22 protein-coding genes are annotated in these 19,235 nt (G+C 74.1%); 8 read left to right on the forward strand and 14 right to left on the reverse strand.

The features are described 5' to 3' along the window. Positions 1–89: 89 nt before the first annotated feature. From ADL34_RS03945 to ADL34_RS03960, 4 genes are all read right to left on the reverse strand, one after another. Positions 90–1,148 (reverse strand): FUSC family protein, encoded by a 1,059-nt coding sequence (locus ADL34_RS03945; protein WP_234374936.1) that lies wholly within the window; start codon positions 1,146–1,148, stop codon positions 90–92. Between the two features lie 275 nt (positions 1,149–1,423). Next, entirely contained in the window at positions 1,424–2,050 is a 627-nt protein-coding gene (locus tag ADL34_RS03950; RefSeq protein WP_062668119.1) for a YigZ family protein, read from the reverse strand. A 64-nt stretch (positions 2,051–2,114) separates the two neighbouring features. Continuing rightward, the gene (locus ADL34_RS03955; protein WP_062668120.1) at positions 2,115–2,657 is read right to left on the reverse strand and encodes a SixA phosphatase family protein; all 543 of its coding nucleotides are present in this window, start codon (positions 2,655–2,657) and stop codon (positions 2,115–2,117) included. Continuing rightward, positions 2,654–3,373, reverse strand: coding sequence for a hypothetical protein (locus ADL34_RS03960; protein ID WP_062668195.1), 720 nt, complete (start codon positions 3,371–3,373; stop codon positions 2,654–2,656). The genes ADL34_RS03955 and ADL34_RS03960 overlap by 4 nt, the downstream gene beginning before the upstream one ends. Before the next feature lie 305 nt (positions 3,374–3,678). On the opposite strand from ADL34_RS03960, the gene ADL34_RS03965 reads away from it, so the two are divergent. Beyond that, the gene (locus tag ADL34_RS03965; RefSeq protein WP_062668121.1) at positions 3,679–4,086 is read left to right on the forward strand and encodes a CoA-binding protein; all 408 of its coding nucleotides are present in this window, start codon (positions 3,679–3,681) and stop codon (positions 4,084–4,086) included. Positions 4,087–4,144: 58 nt separating this feature from the next. After that, positions 4,145–5,368, forward strand: coding sequence for a 4-hydroxybenzoate 3-monooxygenase (locus tag ADL34_RS03970; RefSeq protein ID WP_062668122.1), 1,224 nt, complete (start codon positions 4,145–4,147; stop codon positions 5,366–5,368). Between the two features lie 19 nt (positions 5,369–5,387). Here ADL34_RS03970 and ADL34_RS03975 read toward each other — a convergent pair whose 3' ends face one another. Continuing rightward, a complete protein-coding gene (locus tag ADL34_RS03975; RefSeq protein WP_062668123.1) occupies positions 5,388–5,747 on the reverse strand; it encodes an ArsR/SmtB family transcription factor in 360 nt (119 codons plus the stop codon). A gap of 9 nt (positions 5,748–5,756) precedes the next feature. On the opposite strand from ADL34_RS03975, the gene ADL34_RS03980 reads away from it, so the two are divergent. After that, a complete protein-coding gene (locus tag ADL34_RS03980) occupies positions 5,757–6,923 on the forward strand; it encodes a cation diffusion facilitator family transporter (RefSeq protein WP_079034142.1) in 1,167 nt (388 codons plus the stop codon). A 24-nt stretch (positions 6,924–6,947) separates the two neighbouring features. Here ADL34_RS03980 and ADL34_RS03985 read toward each other — a convergent pair whose 3' ends face one another. Next, the gene (locus ADL34_RS03985; protein WP_062668125.1) at positions 6,948–7,511 is read right to left on the reverse strand and encodes a YbaK/EbsC family protein; all 564 of its coding nucleotides are present in this window, start codon (positions 7,509–7,511) and stop codon (positions 6,948–6,950) included. Between the two features lie 43 nt (positions 7,512–7,554). Continuing rightward, entirely contained in the window at positions 7,555–8,127 is a 573-nt protein-coding gene (locus ADL34_RS03990; protein ID WP_062739761.1) for a helix-turn-helix domain-containing protein, read from the reverse strand. 103 nt (positions 8,128–8,230) lie between these two features. Between ADL34_RS03990 and ADL34_RS03995 the strand changes: the two genes are divergently transcribed. Further along, complete coding sequence (locus ADL34_RS03995; protein ID WP_062668127.1) at positions 8,231–9,088, forward strand: DMT family transporter; 858 nt, start codon at positions 8,231–8,233, stop codon at positions 9,086–9,088. 16 nt (positions 9,089–9,104) lie between these two features. Here the strand turns inward: ADL34_RS03995 and ADL34_RS04000 are convergent, their stop codons facing one another. Beyond that, positions 9,105–9,902, reverse strand: a complete 798-nt coding sequence (locus ADL34_RS04000) for an acyltransferase (protein WP_062668128.1) — start codon at positions 9,900–9,902, stop codon at positions 9,105–9,107. A 116-nt stretch (positions 9,903–10,018) separates the two neighbouring features. Here ADL34_RS04000 and ADL34_RS04005 point away from each other — a divergent pair, with 116 nt between their 5' ends. After that, complete coding sequence (locus ADL34_RS04005; protein ID WP_062668129.1) at positions 10,019–10,555, forward strand: gamma carbonic anhydrase family protein; 537 nt, start codon at positions 10,019–10,021, stop codon at positions 10,553–10,555. A 36-nt stretch (positions 10,556–10,591) separates the two neighbouring features. Here ADL34_RS04005 and ADL34_RS04010 read toward each other — a convergent pair whose 3' ends face one another. Both ADL34_RS04010 and ADL34_RS04015 read right to left on the reverse strand, forming a co-directional pair. Beyond that, complete coding sequence (locus tag ADL34_RS04010) at positions 10,592–11,242, reverse strand: DedA family protein (RefSeq protein ID WP_062668130.1); 651 nt, start codon at positions 11,240–11,242, stop codon at positions 10,592–10,594. A gap of 181 nt (positions 11,243–11,423) precedes the next feature. Beyond that, the gene (locus ADL34_RS04015) at positions 11,424–11,876 is read right to left on the reverse strand and encodes a DUF4442 domain-containing protein (protein ID WP_062668196.1); all 453 of its coding nucleotides are present in this window, start codon (positions 11,874–11,876) and stop codon (positions 11,424–11,426) included. A gap of 151 nt (positions 11,877–12,027) precedes the next feature. On the opposite strand from ADL34_RS04015, the gene ADL34_RS04020 reads away from it, so the two are divergent. Continuing rightward, positions 12,028–13,338: an MFS transporter gene (locus ADL34_RS04020; RefSeq protein WP_062668131.1), complete on the forward strand. Its 1,311-nt coding sequence runs from the start codon at positions 12,028–12,030 to the stop codon at positions 13,336–13,338. A 34-nt stretch (positions 13,339–13,372) separates the two neighbouring features. Here ADL34_RS04020 and ADL34_RS04025 read toward each other — a convergent pair whose 3' ends face one another. The 3 genes from ADL34_RS04025 to ADL34_RS04035 all read right to left on the reverse strand — a co-directional run bounded on the left by ADL34_RS04025 (position 13,373) and on the right by ADL34_RS04035 (position 16,470). Beyond that, positions 13,373–14,164: a spermidine synthase gene (locus ADL34_RS04025; RefSeq protein WP_420714255.1), complete on the reverse strand. Its 792-nt coding sequence runs from the start codon at positions 14,162–14,164 to the stop codon at positions 13,373–13,375. A 137-nt stretch (positions 14,165–14,301) separates the two neighbouring features. Next, positions 14,302–15,471: an elongation factor Tu gene (gene tuf / locus ADL34_RS04030; RefSeq protein ID WP_062668133.1), complete on the reverse strand. Its 1,170-nt coding sequence runs from the start codon at positions 15,469–15,471 to the stop codon at positions 14,302–14,304. 276 nt (positions 15,472–15,747) lie between these two features. Then, the gene (locus ADL34_RS04035) at positions 15,748–16,470 is read right to left on the reverse strand and encodes a DNA alkylation repair protein (protein WP_062668134.1); all 723 of its coding nucleotides are present in this window, start codon (positions 16,468–16,470) and stop codon (positions 15,748–15,750) included. A gap of 48 nt (positions 16,471–16,518) precedes the next feature. Here ADL34_RS04035 and ADL34_RS04040 point away from each other — a divergent pair, with 48 nt between their 5' ends. Next, positions 16,519–17,301 carry a TVP38/TMEM64 family protein gene (locus tag ADL34_RS04040; protein WP_062668135.1) on the forward strand — a complete coding sequence of 261 codons (783 nt, stop codon included), beginning with the start codon at positions 16,519–16,521 and terminating at the stop codon, positions 17,299–17,301. 13 nt (positions 17,302–17,314) lie between these two features. Here ADL34_RS04040 and ADL34_RS04045 read toward each other — a convergent pair whose 3' ends face one another. Beyond that, on the reverse strand, positions 17,315–18,484 hold the full coding sequence (locus tag ADL34_RS04045) for a thiolase family protein (RefSeq protein ID WP_062668136.1): 1,170 nt from the start codon (positions 18,482–18,484) through the stop codon (positions 17,315–17,317). Between the two features lie 162 nt (positions 18,485–18,646). On the opposite strand from ADL34_RS04045, the gene ADL34_RS04050 reads away from it, so the two are divergent. After that, positions 18,647–19,117: a winged helix-turn-helix transcriptional regulator gene (locus ADL34_RS04050; RefSeq protein WP_062668137.1), complete on the forward strand. Its 471-nt coding sequence runs from the start codon at positions 18,647–18,649 to the stop codon at positions 19,115–19,117. Positions 19,118–19,235: the final 118 nt, after the last annotated feature.

A 19,235-nucleotide genomic window follows, 5' to 3' on the forward strand; every position in this document is an offset into this window, starting at 1 on the left:
ACTCCCGTATCGCCCGTTCTCGCACGTTCCCGCCTCCCCGCACGCGCCCGCCGGTCATGGGCCGTACCGCGTACGGCATTTCAGACATGTCAGGAAACGATCTCTTCGGTGACCAGTTGGTCGGCGAGGCGGCGGGCCTGGGTCAGCAGGGTGCCGTAGGTGGCCAGGGCGTCGGGGTCCTCCAGCACGCCGTCGGGCAGTTTGCGGTGCAGGGCGTCCAGGGTGCTCCGCATCTCGCCGACGACCTCGCGCAGCTCCTCGTCCACCTTCGCGTCGTAGCCGCCCGGGGCGAACCGGCTCTGCGGATAGAGGCAGATCGCATGGGCGCTGCCGCGCAGGAAGCCGGCGTACGCCTCGCTGACCGCCGGGCCCGGCCGGGGCTGCGGCCGTCCGCCGTCGCTGGACTCCAGCACCGCGCGGGTCACGCCGGAGGTGTGGACGGCGACGTAGTCGAGGACGGTCACCGCGTCGTCGTACTCCTGGCCGGGCGGCTCCTCCCCCAGTCTGCGGCGGCGCGGGTTGATCCGCAGGCTCTCGCGGCTCCAGCCGACGGCCGAGCGGGCCTGGTCCACGAGCCGGTACAGGCGCAGCGCCCGCTCGTGCAGCTGCTGTGCCGGCTCGCGGTCCCACTCGCCGGCGGCCAGCCGGTCCGCCACCGCGTCCAGGATGCGCCGGGCCTCGTCGGCCGCCTCCTCCAGCGCCACGCGCGTGCCGCGCAGATACACGGGGGGACGGATGAGCGCGTTCACGGCGACGCCGACCAGCGCCCCGAAGCCGGCCTCGGCGATCCGGGTGGTCGACGCCATGAGGGTCACCGGTCCGCTGGTCAGCACGAACAGCGCGCCCGTGGCGGCGTAGATCCCCTGGCTGCCGAGCCGTCCCCAGTTCCCCAGCAGCACCACGACCGGGAGCACCAGGGCCATGGCCAGGGTCGGGGAGTCCAGGAGCAGGGCGACACCGGTGGCGACGACGGTGCCCATGCCGATGGCCGCGAGCTGCTGCAGCCCGTGCGCGATCGACCGGAACACGGTCGACTCGACCAGCACGATCGCCACCCAGGGAGCGACGAACGCGTTGGGCGCCTTCAGCCACCATCCGGCGACCGCCCACGCCACGCAGGCCGCGAGGGCCGCCTTGCCGGCCTGGATCGCCACGTCCCGTTCAGGTCCCGGCCGGGTCCACGCCCGCCGGGCCGACTCTCGCAGACCACGGGCGCCCCGCCGGGCGCGCGCGGCCGTCTCACTCGTCCCCATGCCCTGCAGGTGCCACATATGCCGCGATGAATGCGGATCACGGCCTGATCGGCGTGCCCTGTGGCCGTTGTCACGCGCGCGTGCAGGCGCCCCGGTCAGGCGTCTGTCACCGCGCGCGTGAAGGCCGCCTCTGTCAGGCGTCTGTCACGCGCGCGTGGAGGCCGCCCCGGTCAGGCGTCCCCGTACGCCTCTCCGCCGAGTTCGAGGGCGGCCGTCCCGGCGGTCGCGTCGGCGAGCCAGGCCCGGAACGCGTCGACGTCGGCGTCGGGGAGCCCGATCTCGAGGGTGACGTCCTCCGCGTAGCGCACGTCGCGCACCTCGCGGCCGGTGGACCTCAGGTCGTTCTGCACCTTGCCCGCGCGCTGGTGGTCGACGGTCACGGTGGCGAGCCGGAACCGGCGCCGGGTGAGGGTGCCCACGGCGTCCAGCGCCTCGCCGACCGCTCCGCCGTAGGCCCGGATCAGCCCGCCCGCCCCGAGCTTCACGCCCCCGTAGTACCGGGTGACGACGGCGACGACGTACCGCATGTCGCGGCGCAGCAGCATCTGGAGCATGGGGACACCGGCGGTGCCGCCGGGCTCGCCGTCGTCGCTGGCCTTCTGGACGGAGGCGTCGGCGCCGATGACGTAGGCCCAGCAGTTGTGGGTGGCGTCCGCGTGCTCCTTGCGCACCCGTGCGACGAAGTCCTGGGCCTCCTGCTCGGTGGCGGCCGGAGCGAGCGCGCAGATGAAGCGCGAGCGGTTGATCTCGGTCTCGTGCACACCCGCGCGGGCGACGGTGCGGTACTCGTCCTGCATCCGGCCAGCCTAAGCCGCCCCGCCCCTGGCCCGGCACACGCGTGTGCGCCTGCGTGCGCGCTGGTCAGCCGTTCCTGCCCCGCGCCACCATGACGTCGGTCAGGAGGGCCGTGCCCGGTTCGAGGTCGCGCCAGCCGGGACCGTGCCAGGCCAGGACGGCCGCCGCCGCGGTCGGGAACTTCGTGCCGACCTCCTCCAGCAGGTCGTCGAGGCCGTCACCGGCGAGGCCGAGGACGAGGTCCTCCAGACCGGGGTTGTGCCCGACGAGCAGCAGTGTCCCGACCTCCGGGGGCACCTCGTGCACGACGGCCAGCAGGTCGGCGACGCCCGCCGCGTACAGCCGCCGGTCGTGCCGCACCGGAGGGGGCGTCCCCCACTGGCCGCACGCCAGGTCCCAGGTCTGCCGGGCGCGCAGGGCGGTGGAGCACAGGGCGAGGTCCGGCAGGCAGTCGGCCTCGGCGAGCAGCCGTCCGGCGACCGGGGCGTCACGGCGGCCGCGCGCGGCGAGCGGCCGTTCGTGGTCGGTGAGGTCGTCCGGCCAGGCGGACTTCGCGTGCCGCAGGACGACGAGCCGACGCAGCGGGCCCGCCCCGATGTGCGGGGTCATCGCGGGCTTCCCAGGTCACGGGTGAGGTCGAGGCCCAGCAGGCGGTCGGCGTGGGCGAACGTCTCGAAGCGGGCGCCGTCCGGCAGGTCGGGCTCGCTCTCCACCCGGCGCAGGACGCCGAGCACGCCGGGCACGTCCAGGTCGTCCTCCCAGGCGGTCCGCAGGTCCGTCCGCACCTCGTCGGGGACGGGCCGCGAGGGCCGCCGGGCCCAGTCGGCGACGGCGCCGCGCCAGCGCGCCAGGGTGGCGTGGGCCTCGTCGAGCGTGTCCGCGTCGAGCGCCACGGGGGCGCCCCGGCGCGTACCGAGCAGCGCGAGGCGCAGCACGGCGGGGTCGGCGTCCTCGGGCGGTGCGGACGCCTCCACGGCGGCGACGGCCACCCGCACGCCGTCGGGTTCCGTGCCGCCCTCGCGCACGACGTGCAGGACCTGCGTCTCGCCCAGCCCCGACGCGGCGTCCCGGCCGTCCTCGAAGGGGCGGATGCCGAGCGCGGCGGCGCCGGCCCTCAGCTCCGCCTGCTGCCGCTCCTCGTCGAGCAGCGCCCAGACGGGTGTGCCCCCGAGCTCCAGGGCGCGCACGAGGAGGTCCGCGACGAGCAGGACCCGCAGGGCGGTGACGTCGAAGCCCTCGGTATGCGCCTCGACCCGGGTCAGGCCCCGCCGGGCGGGCGCGGCGTCGACGGGCTGGCCGGTTCGGGCGTCGATGATGCGCAGCACGGAGCGAGCGTAGGCGCCCGAGCGGCCGTCCGCAGCCGTCCGGCGCGCTTCCCGCTCGGCGTGCCGCGCACCGGGTTCCTCGGGGGCGGGCCGGTCAGCCATTCGGCCACGGCCCGCCCACACGCGCGTGACACCTGTCGTACCCGGGCATCGCCACCCCCTGCCGTGCGGACTGCCCGCACGGTACTGCGCACCGGACCGCCCGGACAGGCGTTCGGGTACCCGCCCGCGCCGGGAATCGTCGCGGCCCGTCGTCCGTTGTTGCTGGGGAAGGCAGTGGGACGACGACACAGAAGGAGGCCGCGGTGTACGGAGACGACGCGACGGTCCGCAGGATCCTCGGCGAACGCGGCGACACCTGGGCCATCGTGGGTCTGTCGTCCAACCGGCGGCGGGCGGCGTACGGCGTGGCCGACGTGCTGCGGCGTCACGGCAAGCGCGTCGTGCCGGTGCACCCGAAGGCCGAGACGGTCCACGGGGAGCAGGGTTACGCGTCGCTGGCGGACATCCCCTTCGACGTGGACGTCGTGGACGTCTTCGTGAACAGCGACCTGGCCGGCGCGGTCGCCGACGAGGCGGTCGCCAAGGGGGCCAAGGCGGTCTGGTTCCAGCTCGGCGTCATCGACGAGGACGCGTACGACCGCACGCGCGCGGCGGGCCTCGACATGGTCATGGACCGGTGCCCGGCGATCGAGATACCCCGCCTGGGCTGACCGGTCACCGGGCGCGCACCCCTCCCCTCCCCCGGCGGACCCCCTCCATAATGCTCGGGTGACTTCGACCTCCCCCCACAGCAACTCCCTTTCCCCGCAACGGTTTCCGGTCGTCATCGTGGGCGCCGGCCCGGCCGGTCTGACCGTGGGCAACATCCTGCGGGCCGCCTCCGTCGACTGCCTGGTCCTGGAGACCGAGACCCGCGCCTTCATCGAACAGCGGCCGCGTGCGGGGGTGCTGGAGGAGTGGGCCGTCCGCGGGCTGGAGCGGCGCGGGCTCGCGGACACGTTGCTGAAGCGGGCACAGCGGCACACGGAGTGCGAGTTCCGGTTCGACGGGCGGCGCCACCGGTTCGCGTACACCGAGCTGACGGGCACTCACCACTGGATGTATCCGCAGCAGTTCCTCGTCACGGACCTGGTGAGGGAGTACGCGGACGTGCGCGGCGGTGAGATCCGCTTCGGCGTGCGGGACGTCGAGGTGCACGACGTGGACGGCGACCGGCCCTCGGTGTCGTACGTGTGCCCGCGGACCGGGCGGCGCGAGGTGGTGCGGTGCGACGTCGTCGCCGGGTGCGACGGGGCGCGCGGGGTGACGCGGGCCGCGCTGCCGGCGGGCAGCGCGCGGACGTCCCGCGGCGACTACGGCATCGGGTGGCTGGCCCTGCTCGCGGAGGCGCCGCCGTCGGCCGACTGCGTCGTGTTCGGCATGCATCCGCGCGGGTTCGCCGGCCATATGCCGCGCAGCGCCGACGTGACCCGCTACTACCTCCAGTGCCCGCCGGGCGACGATCCGGAGAACTGGCCGGAGGACCGGGTGTGGGCGGAGCTGCGGGAGCGGCTCGGGGCGGAGGGCGCGCCGCCGCTCACCGAGGGACGGCTGGTGGAGAAGCGGGTCCTGGAGATGCACAACTACGTGGTGGAGCCGATGGCGTCCGGGCGGCTCTTCCTGGCGGGCGACGCGGCGCATCTGACCGCGCCCATAGCCGCCAAGGGCATGAATCTCGCACTGCACGACGCCTTCCTGCTCGGCGACGCGCTGGTCGCCCGGTTCACCAAGGGCGACTCCGCCGGGCTGGACTCCTACTCCGCCACATGCCTCGAACGGGTCTGGGACTACCAGGAGTTCTCGCACTGGCTGTCCGAGGTGTACCACGGCGTCTCCTCGGGCGACCCGTACCGGGCGGGCACCACCCTGGCCCGGCTGCGCCGCGTCTTCGACTCCCCGGTGGCGGCCCGGGCGTTCGCCGGGCAGTACCTCGGACAGCCCGTCACCCCCTGACGCGGGTCCGCGTGCCGCCTCAGTCGTGCGGCGGCCGGTCGCTGAGCCGGTGGTCCGCCACGTTCAGCGCCTCGTCGACGAGGCGGCGCAGATGGCCGTCGCGCAGGGAGTAGATCACCCGCCGCCCCTCCTTCCGCGTGTCCACCAGCCCGGCGAGCCGCAGCCGGGCCAGGTGCTGGCTGACGGCAGGCCGGGCAGCCCCGCACGCCTCGGTGAGCGTCGTGACGTCCGCCTCCCCGGTCGTGAGGGCGTGCAGCAGTGCGAGCCGGGTGCGGTCCCCGAGCAGGGCCAGGAGTTCGGCGGCCAGGGCGAACTGCTCCTCGCCCGGGCTGCGCGGATGCGCACCGTGCGCAGGTGACAGGTGCATGCGTGCGCTCATACGCACATAATGACTCCGTGGGCGGCCGGCCGTCCACCTCCGCGCCTGGGAGCGCGGCGAAGCGCAGCGGAAGGGGACGCCGTGAGTGACGGACAAGGGCACGCCGGGCACCGGCACGAGCATCCGCGCAGGCACGACCACGGACAGCCTCACGGGCACGACCACGGACACCCGCACGAGCACCCCCCGGCGCCCCTCCGGCACCGCCTCGCCCACCTCCTGCGGCCGCACTCCCACGAGACGGCCGACAAGCTGGACCCCGCGCTGGAGTCGTCGGCGCGCGGGATGCGGGCCCTGTGGGTCTCCCTGCTGGTCCTCGGGGTGACGGCGCTGGCCCAGGCGGCCGTCGTGGCCGTCTCCGGATCGGTCGCGCTGCTCGGCGACACCGTGCACAACACCGCGGACGCGCTGACGGCCGTGCCGCTCGGGATCGCGTTCGTCCTGGGCCGGCGCGCGGCGACGCGCCGCTTCACCTACGGGTACGGCCGGGCCGAGGATCTGGCGGGCCTGGTCATCGTGCTCACCATCGCCGCGTCCGCGGTCTTCGCGGGCTGGACGGCCGTGGCCCGTCTGCTGGACCCCCGCCCCGTGGAGCACGTCCCGGTGGTGGCGGTGGCGGCGCTCATCGGCTTCGCCGGGAACGAGTGGGTGGCCCGGTACCGCATCCGGGTCGGGCGCGCCATCGGCTCGGCGGCGCTGGTCGCCGACGGGCTGCACGCCCGCACCGACGGGTTCACCTCGCTGGCGGTGCTGGCGGGCGCGGGCGGCGCGGCTCTGGGGTGGCAGTGGGCGGACCCGGTCGTGGGACTCGCCATCACGGCCGCGATCGTCCTGGTGCTGCGGGACGCGGCGCGCGAGGTGTTCCGGCGGGTGATGGACGCCGTGGACCCGGCCCTGGTGGACCGGGCCGAGCGGGCGCTGCGGGACGTGCCGGGCGTACGGGAGGTCGGCGAGCTGCGGCTGCGCTGGATCGGGCACCGGCTGCGCGCGGAGGTGGCCGTGGTCGTGGACGGTGAGGCGACGGTGCGTCGGGCGCACGCGATCGCGGTGGACGCCGAGCACGCGCTGCTGCACGCCGTCCCCCGGCTCACGGCGGCCCTGGTGCACGCCGATCCGGCGCCGGTGACGGGTGAGGAGGACCCGCACCACGTGCTCGCGCACCACATGCCGGCCTGAGGCGCGGGCGCCTCACCGGGCGTCTCAGCCCGCGGTGACTCCGAGCCCCTCCAGCACGACCGCGTTGGGCAGTTCGGCGAACGCCTTGCCGGGGACCAGCAGCTTGCCGCGCCGGCGGCCGCTGCCGACCAGCACGTACGGCAGGTCGACGACGGCCGGGTCGACCAGCAGGGGCCAGGACCCGGGCAGGCCGATCGGGGTGATGCCGCCGTACTCCATGCCGGTCTCGCCGGTGGCGGTGTCCATGGAGGCGAAGGACGCCTTGCGGGCGCCGAGCGTGCGGCGCACGACGCCGTTCACGTCGGCGCGGGTGGTCGACAGGACGAGGCAGGCCGCCAGCGTCGTCTCGCCGCCACGCTTCCCGGCGACGACCACGCAGTTCGCGGACGCCTCGAGGAGGTCCTGCCCGTAGTGCTCGACGAAGACGGCGGTGTCGGCCCATCGCGGGTCGGTGTCGACATGGAGGATCTGCTCGGCGGGGACGCTGCCGTGCCAGTCGCGTACGGCGTCGGCGACGGGGCCGATCAGCTCGTCGAGGCACTCGGGAGCGGGTGTGACGGTGTCGAAGTGTCCGAGGGGTGCGTCCATGGCCGCACGCTAACAGGCGCTCGGCGGCCGCCGGAGAGACGTCTCAGCGTGCGGGCGGGACGGAGACGGCCAGCATCCACTCGGCCGGGACGTCGCCCTGGTTGACGTACACGTGCGGGGCGTCGGCCTCGAAGGTGGCGCTCGCCCCGGCCGGCACCCGGTGGTCCACGCCGTCGACGGTGAGGGTCAGCTCGCCGGCCGTGACGTGCACGATCTCGACGGTGCCGACGGGGTGCGCGTCCGAGCTGCTGCTCTCGCCCGGCATCATCCGCCACTGCCACATCTCCAACGGGCCGGGGGCCTCGGTGCCGGCGAGGAGCCGGCTGTGGCTGCCGGCGTCGGTGTGCCACAGCCGTACCACCTGGTCGGCCGGGACGACCCGCACCTTCGGCCCCTGCTCATAGTCGAGGAGCGTGGTGATGCTGACGCCGAGCGCGTCGCCGATCTTGACTACGGTGCCGAGGCTGGGGTTGGTGCGGGCCTGCTCGATCTGGATGAGCATGCCGCGGCTGACGCCGGCCCGGGTCGCGAGCACGTCCAGCGTGAAGCCGCGCACCGTCCGCCAATGCTTGACGTTGCGCGCCAGGGACTGGGTCAGCAGGTCGAGGTCCGACACATTCCGTCCTTGCGGAGTCCAATATTCTGGATGACAGGGTTCACTGGACCGTACTACCGTGGGGTGCACCCGATCGTGCACCGAACTGTACTGCGAGGCTCCTGTGACAGCACTCTTCGCCCTGGCCACCAGTCTGCTCTGGGGTCTGGCGGACTTCGGCGGAGGCGTGCTGACCCGGCGCATCCCGGCGCTGACGGTGGTCGTCGTCTCGCAGGCGATCGCGGCGGCCGTCCTCGGTGTGGTCGTCCTGGCCACGGGCGCCTGGAGCGAGGCGGGACCGCGGCTGTGGTGGGCCGTAGCGGCCGGTCTGGTGGGCCCTGTCGCCCTGCTCTGCTTCTACAAGGCGCTCGCGCTCGGCCCCATGGGTGTGGTCTCCCCGCTCGGCACGGTGGGCGTGGCCGTCCCGGTCGGGGCGGGCCTTGTCCTGGGCGAGCGGCCCGGGCTCGTGCAGACGGCGGGGATCGCGGTGGCGGTGCTCGGTGTGGTCCTGGCGGGCGGACCGCAGCTGCGGGGCGCTCCCGTGCAGCGGCGGACGATCCTGCTCACACTGATCGCGGCCTTCGGCTTCGGCACCGTCTTCGTACTGGTGGCGGAGGCCTCGACCACCGTCACCGGCCTGTTCCTCGCGCTCTTCGTCCAGCGCGTCGTCAACGTGGGGGCGGGTGGCCTCGCGCTGTACGTGTCGGTGCGGCGCGGGGCGCCCGCCCTCCCGGACGACGGCTTCCCCTGGTCCTCGCTGCCCGCGCTCGCTTTCGTCGGGCTCGCCGACGTCGCCGCGAACGGCACCTATGTGGTCGCCGCACACCGTGGCCCGGTGACCATGGCCGCCGTGCTCGCCTCGCTCTATCCGGTGGTGACCGCCCTGGCGGCCCGGGGTGTGCTGCGGGAGCGGCTGGCGGGCGTGCAGGCGGCGGGTGCCGGGCTCGCCCTGGTGGGCACGGTGCTGCTGGCCGCGGGCTGACCCGCCGGGCGCCCGGTCAGGACTCGGTGGCCGGCTCCGCCAGTTCGGCGGTCGCCCGCTCGTCCAGCTCCGCCAGCCGCGCCACGGTCTCCTCGTCGAGGTCCGCCAGCGCCTGGAGCTGTCCGGGGGTGACCCCGTCCGGTATCGGCACCGGCGCCGGGGTCCGCAGCGGCGGCTGCCAGCCGTCCTCGGGCGTCCAGCGCCGTACGACACGGGCGGGCGCGCCCGCCACCACGGCGTGGTCCGGCACCGTGCCACGCACCACCGCGCCGGCGGCGACCACGACGTTCCGCCCGATGGTGGCCCCCGGCAGGATCACGGCGCCGGTGCCGATCCAGCAGCCGGGGCCGATCTCGACCGGCTCCATCCGCGGCCACTGCCGCCCGATGGGCTCGTGCGGGTCGTCGTAGGAGTGGTTCGTGGAGGTGACGTAGACGTACGGCCCGAAGTAGCAGTCGCTGCCGATGGTCACCGTCGTGTCGGCGATGACGTGGCTGCCGCGGCCGAGGACGACGCCGTCGCCGATGCGCAGGATCGGTTCCGGGCCGAGGTCGAGGTCGGGCATCAGTCCGGCCGTCAGGGTGACCTGCTCGGCGACGATGCAGTGCGAGCCGAGGTGGATCCACGGTTCGCCGAAGACGGTGCCGAGCGGGAAGGCCAGCCGGGTGGCCTCGCCGAGGGAGCCGAACCGGAAGCGGCCGGGGTGCTCCGCGGTCACCGAACCCGTGCGCTGCACCCAGGCCCAGCCCGCGTGGACGGCGCGCTGCGCCAGTCGGCGTCGCCAGGATGAGAACGTGTTCTTGCGCTTGGGCACGGCCTCACGGTACTGAGCGTTCGCGTTCGTGATGAGGCCGAGGGCCTGTGATCTTCGCCCTACCGGGTGGCGTACGGTGCGCAGTGTCGACGACGTTCGCGGTGGAGGAGAGGGCGATGACGGACAAGGCGCTGGTCATGGGGATCGCGGGACGGGAGCCCAGGATCGACGGTTCCGCGTTCGTGGCGCCGACGGCGTCCGTGATCGGGGACGTCACCCTGGAGGCGGGCGCCAGCGTCTGGTACGGCGCGGTGGTGCGCGGCGACGTGGAGGCGGTCTCCGTCGGGGAGCAGGCCAACATCCAGGACAACTGCACGCTGCACGCCGACCCCGGTTTCCCGGTGCGCGTGGGCGCCCGGGTATCTGTCGGGCACAACGCGGTGGTGCACGGGGCGACCGTCGAGGACGACTGTCTCGTCGGCATGGGCGCGACCGTGCTGAACGGCGCGGTGATCGGGGCGGGCTCGCTGGTGGCCGCGCAGGCACTGGTGCCGCAGGGGATGGTCGTGCCGCCGGGGTCGCTGGTGGCCGGCGTACCGGCGAAGGTGAAGCGGCCGCTCACCGAGGAGGAGCGGCAGGGGGTCACGCTCAACGGCACGATGTACGCCGAACTGGCCAAGGCCCACCGGGAGGAGCACGAGGGGCGCGGCTGAGACCCGGCGCGCCCGCCGCCCCGGGCCCGGGGGCGCTCAGTCGCGCGCGGGCACCGGCGCGGGTTCCGCCTCCTGGTGGGCGGTCCCCGCCTTGGCGGCCTTGCGCTTGACGATGAGGAACGAGGCGAGGCCGATCAGGACCGCCGCGACCAGTCCCAGCCAGGAGAAGCGCTTCAGCCAGGACTCGGCGACCACGCCGACGTAGTAGATGACGGCGGTCGTGCCGCCCGCCCAGAGGATTCCGCCGAGCACGTTCGCGGTCAGGAACTTCCAGTACGGCATGCGCAGGACGCCCGCGAGGGGTCCGGCGAAGATGCGCAGGAGGGCGACGAAGCGGCCGAAGAAGACCGCCCACATCCCCCACTTCTGGAAGGACCGTTCGGCCGTCGCGATGTGCCCCTCGCTGAAGTGCTTGGGGAACTTCGCGCCCAGCCAGGCCAGCAGGGGCCTGCCGCCCTTGCGGCCGATGGCGTAGCCGATGGAGTCGCCGATGATCGCGCCGGCGCTCGCGCAGGCACCGAGCACGAAGGGGTCGATCTCGCCGTGCTGCGAGGCGAGCAGGGCGGACGAGACCAGGATGATCTCGCCGGGGAGCGGGATGCCCAGGCTCTCCAGTCCGATGACCAGGCCGACCAGAAGGTAGATCGCCAGCGGGGGCACCGTTTCGAGCCATTCCTGGACGTGCAACGCCGCTTCCTCTCGTGTGCCTGACCCTGCGTTCCCGGGCGCCCGCTTCGCGGTGGGCGCGCGTCGGGGAAGCCTACCCGCTCTGTTGGACGTCCCAGGCGGCGCCCGGGTTGCGTCCGCACCGGCCGTCGCACGCGTGCGGTCCGCCGCGAGCCGGGGCGCGCGTGCCCGGCGGTGTCGCTCAGCCGTTCGGCCGCAGGGTCCAGATCGCCGTCATCTCGCCGGTCACGGCGCCGTCCGCGCGGCGGATCTCGATCGTCACCGGGAACTCGGGCCGCTCCCCGGCGTCGAGCTGCGCGACGACGTCGGCGGCCGGGCGGCCCAGGGTCGCGGTGGCCGTCACGGTTCCCATGGCGAGCCTGCGGTAGGAGATCTCGGCGCTGACGGCGAGCGGCACGGCGCGGGCCAGCTGGTCCCCGAACGCGGACAGCACGATGGCCCCGCCCGCCGACTCGCCGAGCGTGAACATGGCGCCGGCGTGCGGCCCGCCCACGTGGTTGTGGAACGCGCTCTGGTCCGGCAGGACCACCACGGCCCGCTCGGGGGTGATCTCCACGAACTCGATGTGCAGGGTCCGGGCCATGGGCACGGTGGCGACGAGCAACTCGCCGACGGACAGCTGGTCTGCGCTCATGACGGTCACGTTACTCGCGAGTAAGGGCGGACGACAGACTCCCGTGACGCACCCCTCACCGAGGTCCGCGCGCGCCGTCCCGAGCCCCCCTCCCGATCGTGACCTGCGCATCGGCTTGGCAAACAGAGGGGCGGACGGCGATAGTCGGCCGGTGACCCGCGCCGCCCCTCCTCCCCGCCGCACCCGCCGCTCCCGTCGACCCGACTGGGCCGGCCGCAACTACAGCCTGCTGACCGCCTCGGCGTTCGTCACCAACCTCGGCAGCAACGGCGCCCTGATCGCGGCCGCCTTCGCCGTCCTGGAGGCGGGCGGCGACGGCGGTGACGTCGGCCTGGTCGCCGCCTCCCGGACCCTGCCCCTGGTGCTCTTCCTGCTGATCGGCGGCGCCGTCGCGGACCGGCTCCCCCGGCACCGGGTGATGGTCGCGGCCAACGCCCTCAACTGCGTCTCGCAGGCGGTCTTCGCCGCGCTCGTCCTCACCGGCGAGGCCCGGCTGTGGCAGATGATGCTGCTCACCGCGCTCGGCGGCACCGGCCAGGCGTTCTTCAGCCCGGCCGCCGAGGGCATGCTGCTGTCGTCGGTGCGTGGGGAGCAGGCGGGCCGCGCGTTCGCGGTGTTCCGGATGGCGATGCAGGGCGCGGCCGTCGGCGGCGCGGCGCTCGGCGGTGCCATGGTGGCGGCGCTGGGGCCGGGCTGGGTGCTGGCGGCGGACGCTGCCGCCTTCGCGGTCGCCGGGTCGATGCGGGCCCTGCTGGACGTCAGCGGGGTGGCGCGGCGCGCGCCCGGCGGCGGCATGCTCTCCGATCTGCGCGAGGGCTGGCGGGAGTTCGTGGGACGGCCGTGGCTCTGGGGTGTGGTCGTCCAGTTCTCCGTCGCCAACGCGGTGGTCGCGGCGGCCGACGCGGTCTACGGCCCGCTCGTCGCCCGGGACCACCTCGGCGGGGCCGGCCCGTGGGGTGTGGCCCTGGGGTTCTTCGGCGCGGGCACGGTGGCCGGCGCGCTGCTCATGACGCGCTGGCAGCCGCGCCGCCTGCTCCTCGCCGGCACCCTGTGCGTCTTCCCGCTGGCCCTGCCGTCCGCGGCGCTCGCCGTGCCGGTGCCGGTGGGCGCGCTGTGCGCGGTGATGTTCCTGACCGGCGTGACGCTGGAGGTGTTCGGCGTCTCCTGGATGACCGCGCTCCACCAGGAGATACCGGAGGACAAGCTGTCCCGGGTCTCCGCCTACGACTGGTTCGGCTCGATCGCCATGGTCCCGCTGGCGACGGCCCTCGCCGGCCCGGCGGAGACCGCGTTCGGGCGCACCCCGGCGCTGTGGGGCTGCGCAGCGCTGATCGTGGTGGTCACCGCGGCGGTCCTGTGCGTGCCGGACGTGCGCAATCTGCGCCGCCGCAGCAAGCCGGTGACGTCGGGCGGCACCGGCACCCCGGCGGGCACGGAGACTCCGGCCGAGGGGATCGGCTGACGGCACCGGCCCTTCGGGCGTGGCTTCCGACCGGTCAGCCGATGCCGAACGCCCCCTCGGGCGGCTCCGGCGACGGGACGGCCTCCGCGTCCCGCACGGGACGCGCCGCCCCCATGAAGGCCCGCACCCCGGCGCCGTGCTCCACACGGGCCGGGAACGCGTCGCCCGCGGTCAGCCGGGCCAGGGCGGCCGTGTCCACGGGCCGGTGCGCGGCGACCAGGACGGCGTTCCCGAAGCGCCGCCCGCGCAGCACGGCCGGTTCCGCGATCATGGCGAGCTCCTCGAAGACGGTGGCCAGGTTGGCCAGTTGGGAGCGCAGGAAGGCGAACGGCGCGGCGTCGGCGAGGTTGGCGAGGTAGACGCCGTCGCCGCGGAGCACCCGGGCGGCGGCACGGGCGTACTCGACGGACGTGACGTGCCCGGGCACCCGCGAGCCCCCGAACACGTCGGCGACGAGCACGTCCGCGGACTCCGCGGGGGCGGCGTCGAGCCACGCCCGCGCGTCGGCGGCGTGCGTGGTGATGTCGGCGCCGGCGGGCGTCGGCAGATGCTCCAGGACCAGGTCGAGCAGCGCGCCGTCGAGTTCCACGACGTGCTGCCGGGAGCCCGGCCGGGTGGCGGCGACGTATCGGGGCAGGGTGAGTGCCCCGCCCCCGAGATGCACCACGTCCAGGGCGCGCCCCGGCTCCGCCACGGCGTCCAGTGCGTGCCCGACCCGGCGCACGTACTCGAACTCCAGATGCGTGGGCTCGTCGAGATCGACGTACGACTGCGGAGCCCCGTCGACGGTGAGCAGCCAGGCCCGTTCCCGGTCGACGTCGGGCATGAGCTTGGCGAAGCCGTGCCCGGTGGCCGCGGCGACGGGTCTGGAGTCGTTCACTCCCCCATTGTGGGGCGCCTCCGTCCCGGCACCGGCACGGGGGCCGTGCGCCCGGTCGTCCCGGTCGCGCGGCCCCCGGCCCGTCACACGACGGCGGTCACCGTCCCGGCTCCGACGGTCCTGCCGCCCTCACGGATGGCGAACCCGAGTCCGGGCTCCAACGGCACCTCGCGCCCCAGCTCGACGGTCATCGTGACGGTCTCGCCGGGCCGGGCGACGGCCGCCTCACCGAGGTCGACGTCCCCCACCACGTCCGCGGTGCGGATGTAGAACTGCGGCCGGTACCCGGTGGACAGCGGCGTCGAGCGGCCGCCCTCCCGGGTCGACAGCACGTAGACCTGCGCCGTGAAGCGGCTGCGCGGCTCCACGCTGCCGGGGGCGGCCACCACGTGTCCGCGCCGGACGGCGTCCCGGGGGACGCCGCGCAGCAGCAGCGCCACGTTGTCACCCGCCTGGGCCTCGTCCATGGGCTTGCCGAAGGTCTCCAGGCCGGTCACCACGGTCTCCACTGCGGCGCCGAGCACCTCGACCCGGTCGCCGACGCGGACGGTCCCCCGCTCCACGGCGCCGGTCACCACGGTCCCCCGGCCGGTGATGGTCAGGACGTTCTCGACGGGCAGCAGGAACGGCGCGTCGACGTACCGCTCCGGCATGGGCACATAGGTGTCCACCGCGTCGAGCAGCGCCTCGACGGCCGCCGTCCACTGGGGGTCGCCCTCCAGCGCCTTGAGCCCCGAGACCCGTACGACGGGCGCGGCGTCGCCGCCGTAGCCGTGCTCGCTGAGCAGGTCCCGGACCTCCAGCTCGACGAGGTCGAGCAGCTCCGGGTCACCGGCGTCGGCCTTGTTGAGGGCGACGACGATGTGGTCGACGCCCACCTGCCGGGCCAGCAGCACGTGCTCGGCGGTCTGCGGCATGATGCCGTCGAGCGCGGAGACGACGAGGATCGCCCCGTCGAGCTGGGCTGCGCCGGTGACCATGTTCTTCACGTAGTCGGCGTGGCCCGGCATGTCGACGTGCGCGTAGTGGCGGGTGTCGGTCTCGTACTCGACGTGCGCGATGTTGATGGTGATGCCGCGGGCGGCCTCCTCCGGCGCCCGGTCGATGCGGTCGAACGGCACGAAGGTGCCGGAGCCGCGCTCGGCGAGGACCTTGGTGATGGCGGCGGTCAGGGTGGTCTTGCCGTGGTCGACGTGGCCCATCGTGCCGATGTTCAGATGCGGCTTGGTACGCACGTACGCCGTCTTGGACATGGGTGTACTCCGAAGTCTGACGTCTCAGGACGTCTCCGTGAGAAGAGCGGGGACCCCGTGGAGCCGCCGACCCTCCCCCTGCGGGGTCCGCCGGGCTTTCCGGGGAGGGTCAGCTTCGGGCGCCGTCGACGGCGGCCAGGAAGACGGGAACGGCAGCCTTCGGCGTATCCGCGACTGCGGATGCGGCGAGGACGAAGGCGTACCGGAACATGACGCCGATCATCGCCGAGGCCGCTCCCGGCGTCGAACGGTTTTCCGGCTCGCCGGACCGGGTGGTCAGGCCCCGATGTTCTTCAGCGCCTCACGCACGGACAGCGGGGCGAACCGCTCGCCCTCGCGCGCCAGGAAGTCCCGTACGGCCTCCGGGTCGGTCTTGGCGTACTCGCGCAGGCACCAGCCGATGGCCTTGCGGACGAAGAAGTCGGGGTGGCCGGACTGGCGCAGGCAGTACGCGAACAGGCGCTCGGTGTCGGTGCGTTCCTTGTACCGGAGCTGGTGGAGGAGGGCGGTGCGGGCGACCCACAGGTCGTCGTCCTCGATCCAGGCGTCCATGTCCTCGGCCAGCGCGGGGTCGGCCGCGACGAGCCCGCCGACGACGTGCGCGGCGAGCGCGTCGACGGTGTCCCACCACGGCACCGTCGACACCAACTGCCGGGCCACCGGCAGGAACCCGGAGGACAGACGCGTCACATGCCGGCGCAGGTAGTCGACGGCGAAGTACTGGTACTCCCGCTCGGGCAGCCGCCAGCAGCGCAGCGCCACGGCGGTGCAGTCACGCTCGTCGGGGCGCGGGGTGCCCCGGACGACGGAGCGCGACAGGACGCGGCGCTCAGGAGTGGGGATGCCGAGGAACGGGGCCACGTCCTTCATGTACGCCCGCATGGCGGCGGCCCGTTCCGGGTCCGCGGCGGCCGCATAGGTGGTGGTCAGCCGCTCCATCACCGTGTCGGCCGGCACGCTGCGCGGCACGTCCGTCGCCCCCGCACCCGTCACTCTCATAGGACGACCATACGGCGATCACATGGCCACTTCGGTTACTGTCGCCGAATGCTCGACGATGCCACCACCCGCTCTGGGGGCACCGCGACGGCCTCTCCCCGGGCCGTCGCCTCGGAGCTCGCCGTCCCCGTCCCCTCGCTCACGCCCGCGCCCGCCGGCCTGGCCGCGCGCTGCGGCAGAGCGCTGCTCTCGCCGTGGTCACGGCTGTCGGCGCTCGTGCTCCTGCTGGCCGCGGCCGCGACGTGCGTGCTGCTCTTCGAGCCGCAGAGACTCCTGTCGGACGGCTGGCCGGCGCACCTCGAGGGCGCGGCGGCGGTCGTGCTCTTCGCGGTGGCGTACGGCCTGGTCACGGTGGCGTTCGTGCCGCGTCCCCTGCTGAACCTGGCGGCGGGCGCGCTGTTCGGCTCCCAGCTGGGTCTGGGCGCGGCGATCACGGGCACGGTGCTGGGGGCGGGGATCGCCTTCGGACTCGGCCGGCTGCTGGGCCAGGACGCGCTGCGGCCGCTGCTGCGCGGCCGGGTGCTGAAGGCGGCGGACGGCCAGTTCAGCCGGCACGGTTTCCGCTCGATGCTGGCGGTGCGGCTCTTCCCGGGGGTGCCCTTCTGGGCCGCGAACTACGCCGCCTCCGTCTCCCGCATGGGGTACGTCCCGTTCCTGCTGGCGACGGCGCTCGGCTCGATCCCCAACACCGCCGCGTACGCCGTGGCCGGCGCCCGTGCCGCCGCGCCGACGTCGCCCGCCTTCCTGATCGCGCTGGCCTGCATCGCCCTACCGGCGCTGGCGGGCGTGGTGGTGGCCTGGCGCAAGCGCCACCACCTGCGCGGCCGCTGAGCGCCGCCGTCGGTCACACGGCTTCGAGGACCATCGCGTTGGCCAGTCCGCCGGCCTCGCACATGGTCTGCAGGGCGTAGCGGGCGCCGCGCTCGCGCATGGCGTGGACCAGGGTCGTCGTGAGCCGGGTGCCGCTGGCGCCGAGCGGGTGGCCGAGCGCTATCGCGCCACCGTGCACGTTGACCTTGGCGAGGTCGGCGCCGGTCGCCTGCCGCCAGGCGAGCACGACGCTGGCGAACGCCTCGTTCACCTCGAACAGGTCGATGTCGTCGATCGACAGGTTCGCCCGGCGCAGCACCTTCTCGGTCGCCGGGATGACGCCGGTCAGCATGAGGACGGGGTCGGAGCCGGTCACGGCGAAGCTGTGCAGCCGGGCCAGGGGGCGCAGACCGAGGCGGGCCGCCGTCTCGGACGACGTGATGAGGACGGCGGAGGCGCCGTCGTTGACGGGGCTGGCGTTGCCCGCGGTGACGTTCCACTCGATCTGCGGGAAGCGCTCGGCGAACACCGGGTCGTGGTAGGCGGGCTTGAGTCCGGCGAGGATCTCGGGCGTGCTGCCGGGGCGGACGCACTCGTCGCGCGAGACGCCGTCCAGGGGCGCGACCTCGGCGTCGAACAGGCCGTTCTGCCAGGCCGCGGCGGCCCGGTGGTGGGAGGACACGGCGAACGCGTCCATCTCCTCGCGGGTGAGGGACCACTTGGCGGCGATCAGTTCCGCGCTGATGCCCTGCGGGACGAGCCCGTCGGGGTAGCGGGCGGCGATGCCGGGGCCGAAGGGGTCCTTGCCGGGCGGCACGTTCGACCACATCGGCACACGGCTCATCGACTCGACCCCGCAGGCCACGACCAGGTCGTACGCGCCGGACAGGACGCCCTGGGCGGCGAAGTGCACGGCCTGCTGGGAGGAGCCGCACTGTCGGTCGATGGTGGTCGCCGGGACCGTCTCGGGGAATCCGGCGGACAGGGCGGCGTAGCGCGTGGTGTTCATGGCCTGCTCGCCGACCTGGTCGACGGTGCCGCCGATGACGTCGTCGATCAGCGCCGGGTCGACACCGGAGCGCTCGACGAGGCTGCGCAGGGTGTGGGCGAGGAGTTCGACGGGGTGGATGTGCGCGAGGGAGCCGTTCGGCTTGCCCTTGCCCATCGGGGTGCGTACGGCTTCGACGATGACTGCGTCTCGCATGGTGCGGGCCTCCTTGGCGCGCGAGCCGATTACCAGTGAGTAGGAAATCTGGACTCACCATAGCGCCGCAGGTTGGAAAATCAAACCCACTAGTGCTCGCTGCACACTGCCCTGAGCCGCAAGGTTGGAAAACCGGACCCTCAACTCCCTAGACTGACCGGCATGGCCGCCACCAAGGACCCCCGCCCCTGCTCGATCGCCGACACGCTGGCCCTCGTCGGCGAGAAGTACTCCCTGCTCGTCCTGCGCGAGGTGTGCCTCGGCAACGGCCGGTTCGACCAGCTCGTCCGCAACATCGGCGCCCCGCGCGACGTCCTCTCCACCCGGCTGCGCCGCCTCGTCGACGCCGGGATCCTCACCAAGCGCGTGTACAGCGAGCGGCCGCAGCGGTTCCAGTACCGGCCCACGCAGGCGGGCCTGGAGCTGGAGCCGGTCCTGATGACGCTCATGGCCTGGGGCGACCGCCATCTGCGCCAGGACGACGACCGGCCCATGGTGATCGAGCACAGCTGCGGCAACGAACTGCTCCCCGTCGTCACCTGCCGGGCCTGCGGCGAGACGGTCAGGCACGAGGACCTCACCGCGCACCCCCAGGCACCGGGCTGGTCGGTGTCGGGGCCCACGGCCGCCTGACCGCCTGGCCGCAGCACGCCGAGCCCCTGTCGCAGGGCGTTCACCCAGGGGCGCTACGCTGCCCCTCGACAGCCGCGATCACCGCGCCGACGACGCGGGTCCCCGCGCATCCCCTGCC

Source organism: Streptomyces sp. NRRL WC-3605 (genome assembly GCF_001509795.1).
Lineage (GTDB): Bacteria > Actinomycetota > Actinomycetes > Streptomycetales > Streptomycetaceae > Streptomyces > Streptomyces viridochromogenes.

Coding starts and splice junctions, on each gene's coding strand:
- ADL34_RS03950 (WP_062668119.1), bottom strand. CDS start 2,050: ATGCAGGACGAGTACCGCACCGTCGCCCGCGCGGGTGTGCACGAGACC.
- ADL34_RS03955 (WP_062668120.1), bottom strand. CDS start 2,657: ATGACCCCGCACATCGGGGCGGGCCCGCTGCGTCGGCTCGTCGTCCTG.
- ADL34_RS03975 (WP_062668123.1), bottom strand. CDS start 5,747: ATGAGCGCACGCATGCACCTGTCACCTGCGCACGGTGCGCATCCGCGC.
- ADL34_RS03980 (WP_079034142.1), top strand. CDS start 5,757: ATGACTCCGTGGGCGGCCGGCCGTCCACCTCCGCGCCTGGGAGCGCGG.
- ADL34_RS03985 (WP_062668125.1), bottom strand. CDS start 7,511: ATGGACGCACCCCTCGGACACTTCGACACCGTCACACCCGCTCCCGAG.
- ADL34_RS04005 (WP_062668129.1), top strand. CDS start 10,019: ATGACGGACAAGGCGCTGGTCATGGGGATCGCGGGACGGGAGCCCAGG.
- ADL34_RS04015 (WP_062668196.1), bottom strand. CDS start 11,876: ATGAGCGCAGACCAGCTGTCCGTCGGCGAGTTGCTCGTCGCCACCGTG.
- ADL34_RS04025 (WP_420714255.1), bottom strand. CDS start 14,164: ATGCCCGACGTCGACCGGGAACGGGCCTGGCTGCTCACCGTCGACGGG.
- tuf (WP_062668133.1), bottom strand. CDS start 15,471: ATGTCCAAGACGGCGTACGTGCGTACCAAGCCGCATCTGAACATCGGC.
- ADL34_RS04035 (WP_062668134.1), bottom strand. CDS start 16,470: ATGAGAGTGACGGGTGCGGGGGCGACGGACGTGCCGCGCAGCGTGCCG.
- ADL34_RS04040 (WP_062668135.1), top strand. CDS start 16,519: ATGCTCGACGATGCCACCACCCGCTCTGGGGGCACCGCGACGGCCTCT.
- ADL34_RS04045 (WP_062668136.1), bottom strand. CDS start 18,484: ATGCGAGACGCAGTCATCGTCGAAGCCGTACGCACCCCGATGGGCAAG.
- ADL34_RS04050 (WP_062668137.1), top strand. CDS start 18,647: ATGGCCGCCACCAAGGACCCCCGCCCCTGCTCGATCGCCGACACGCTG.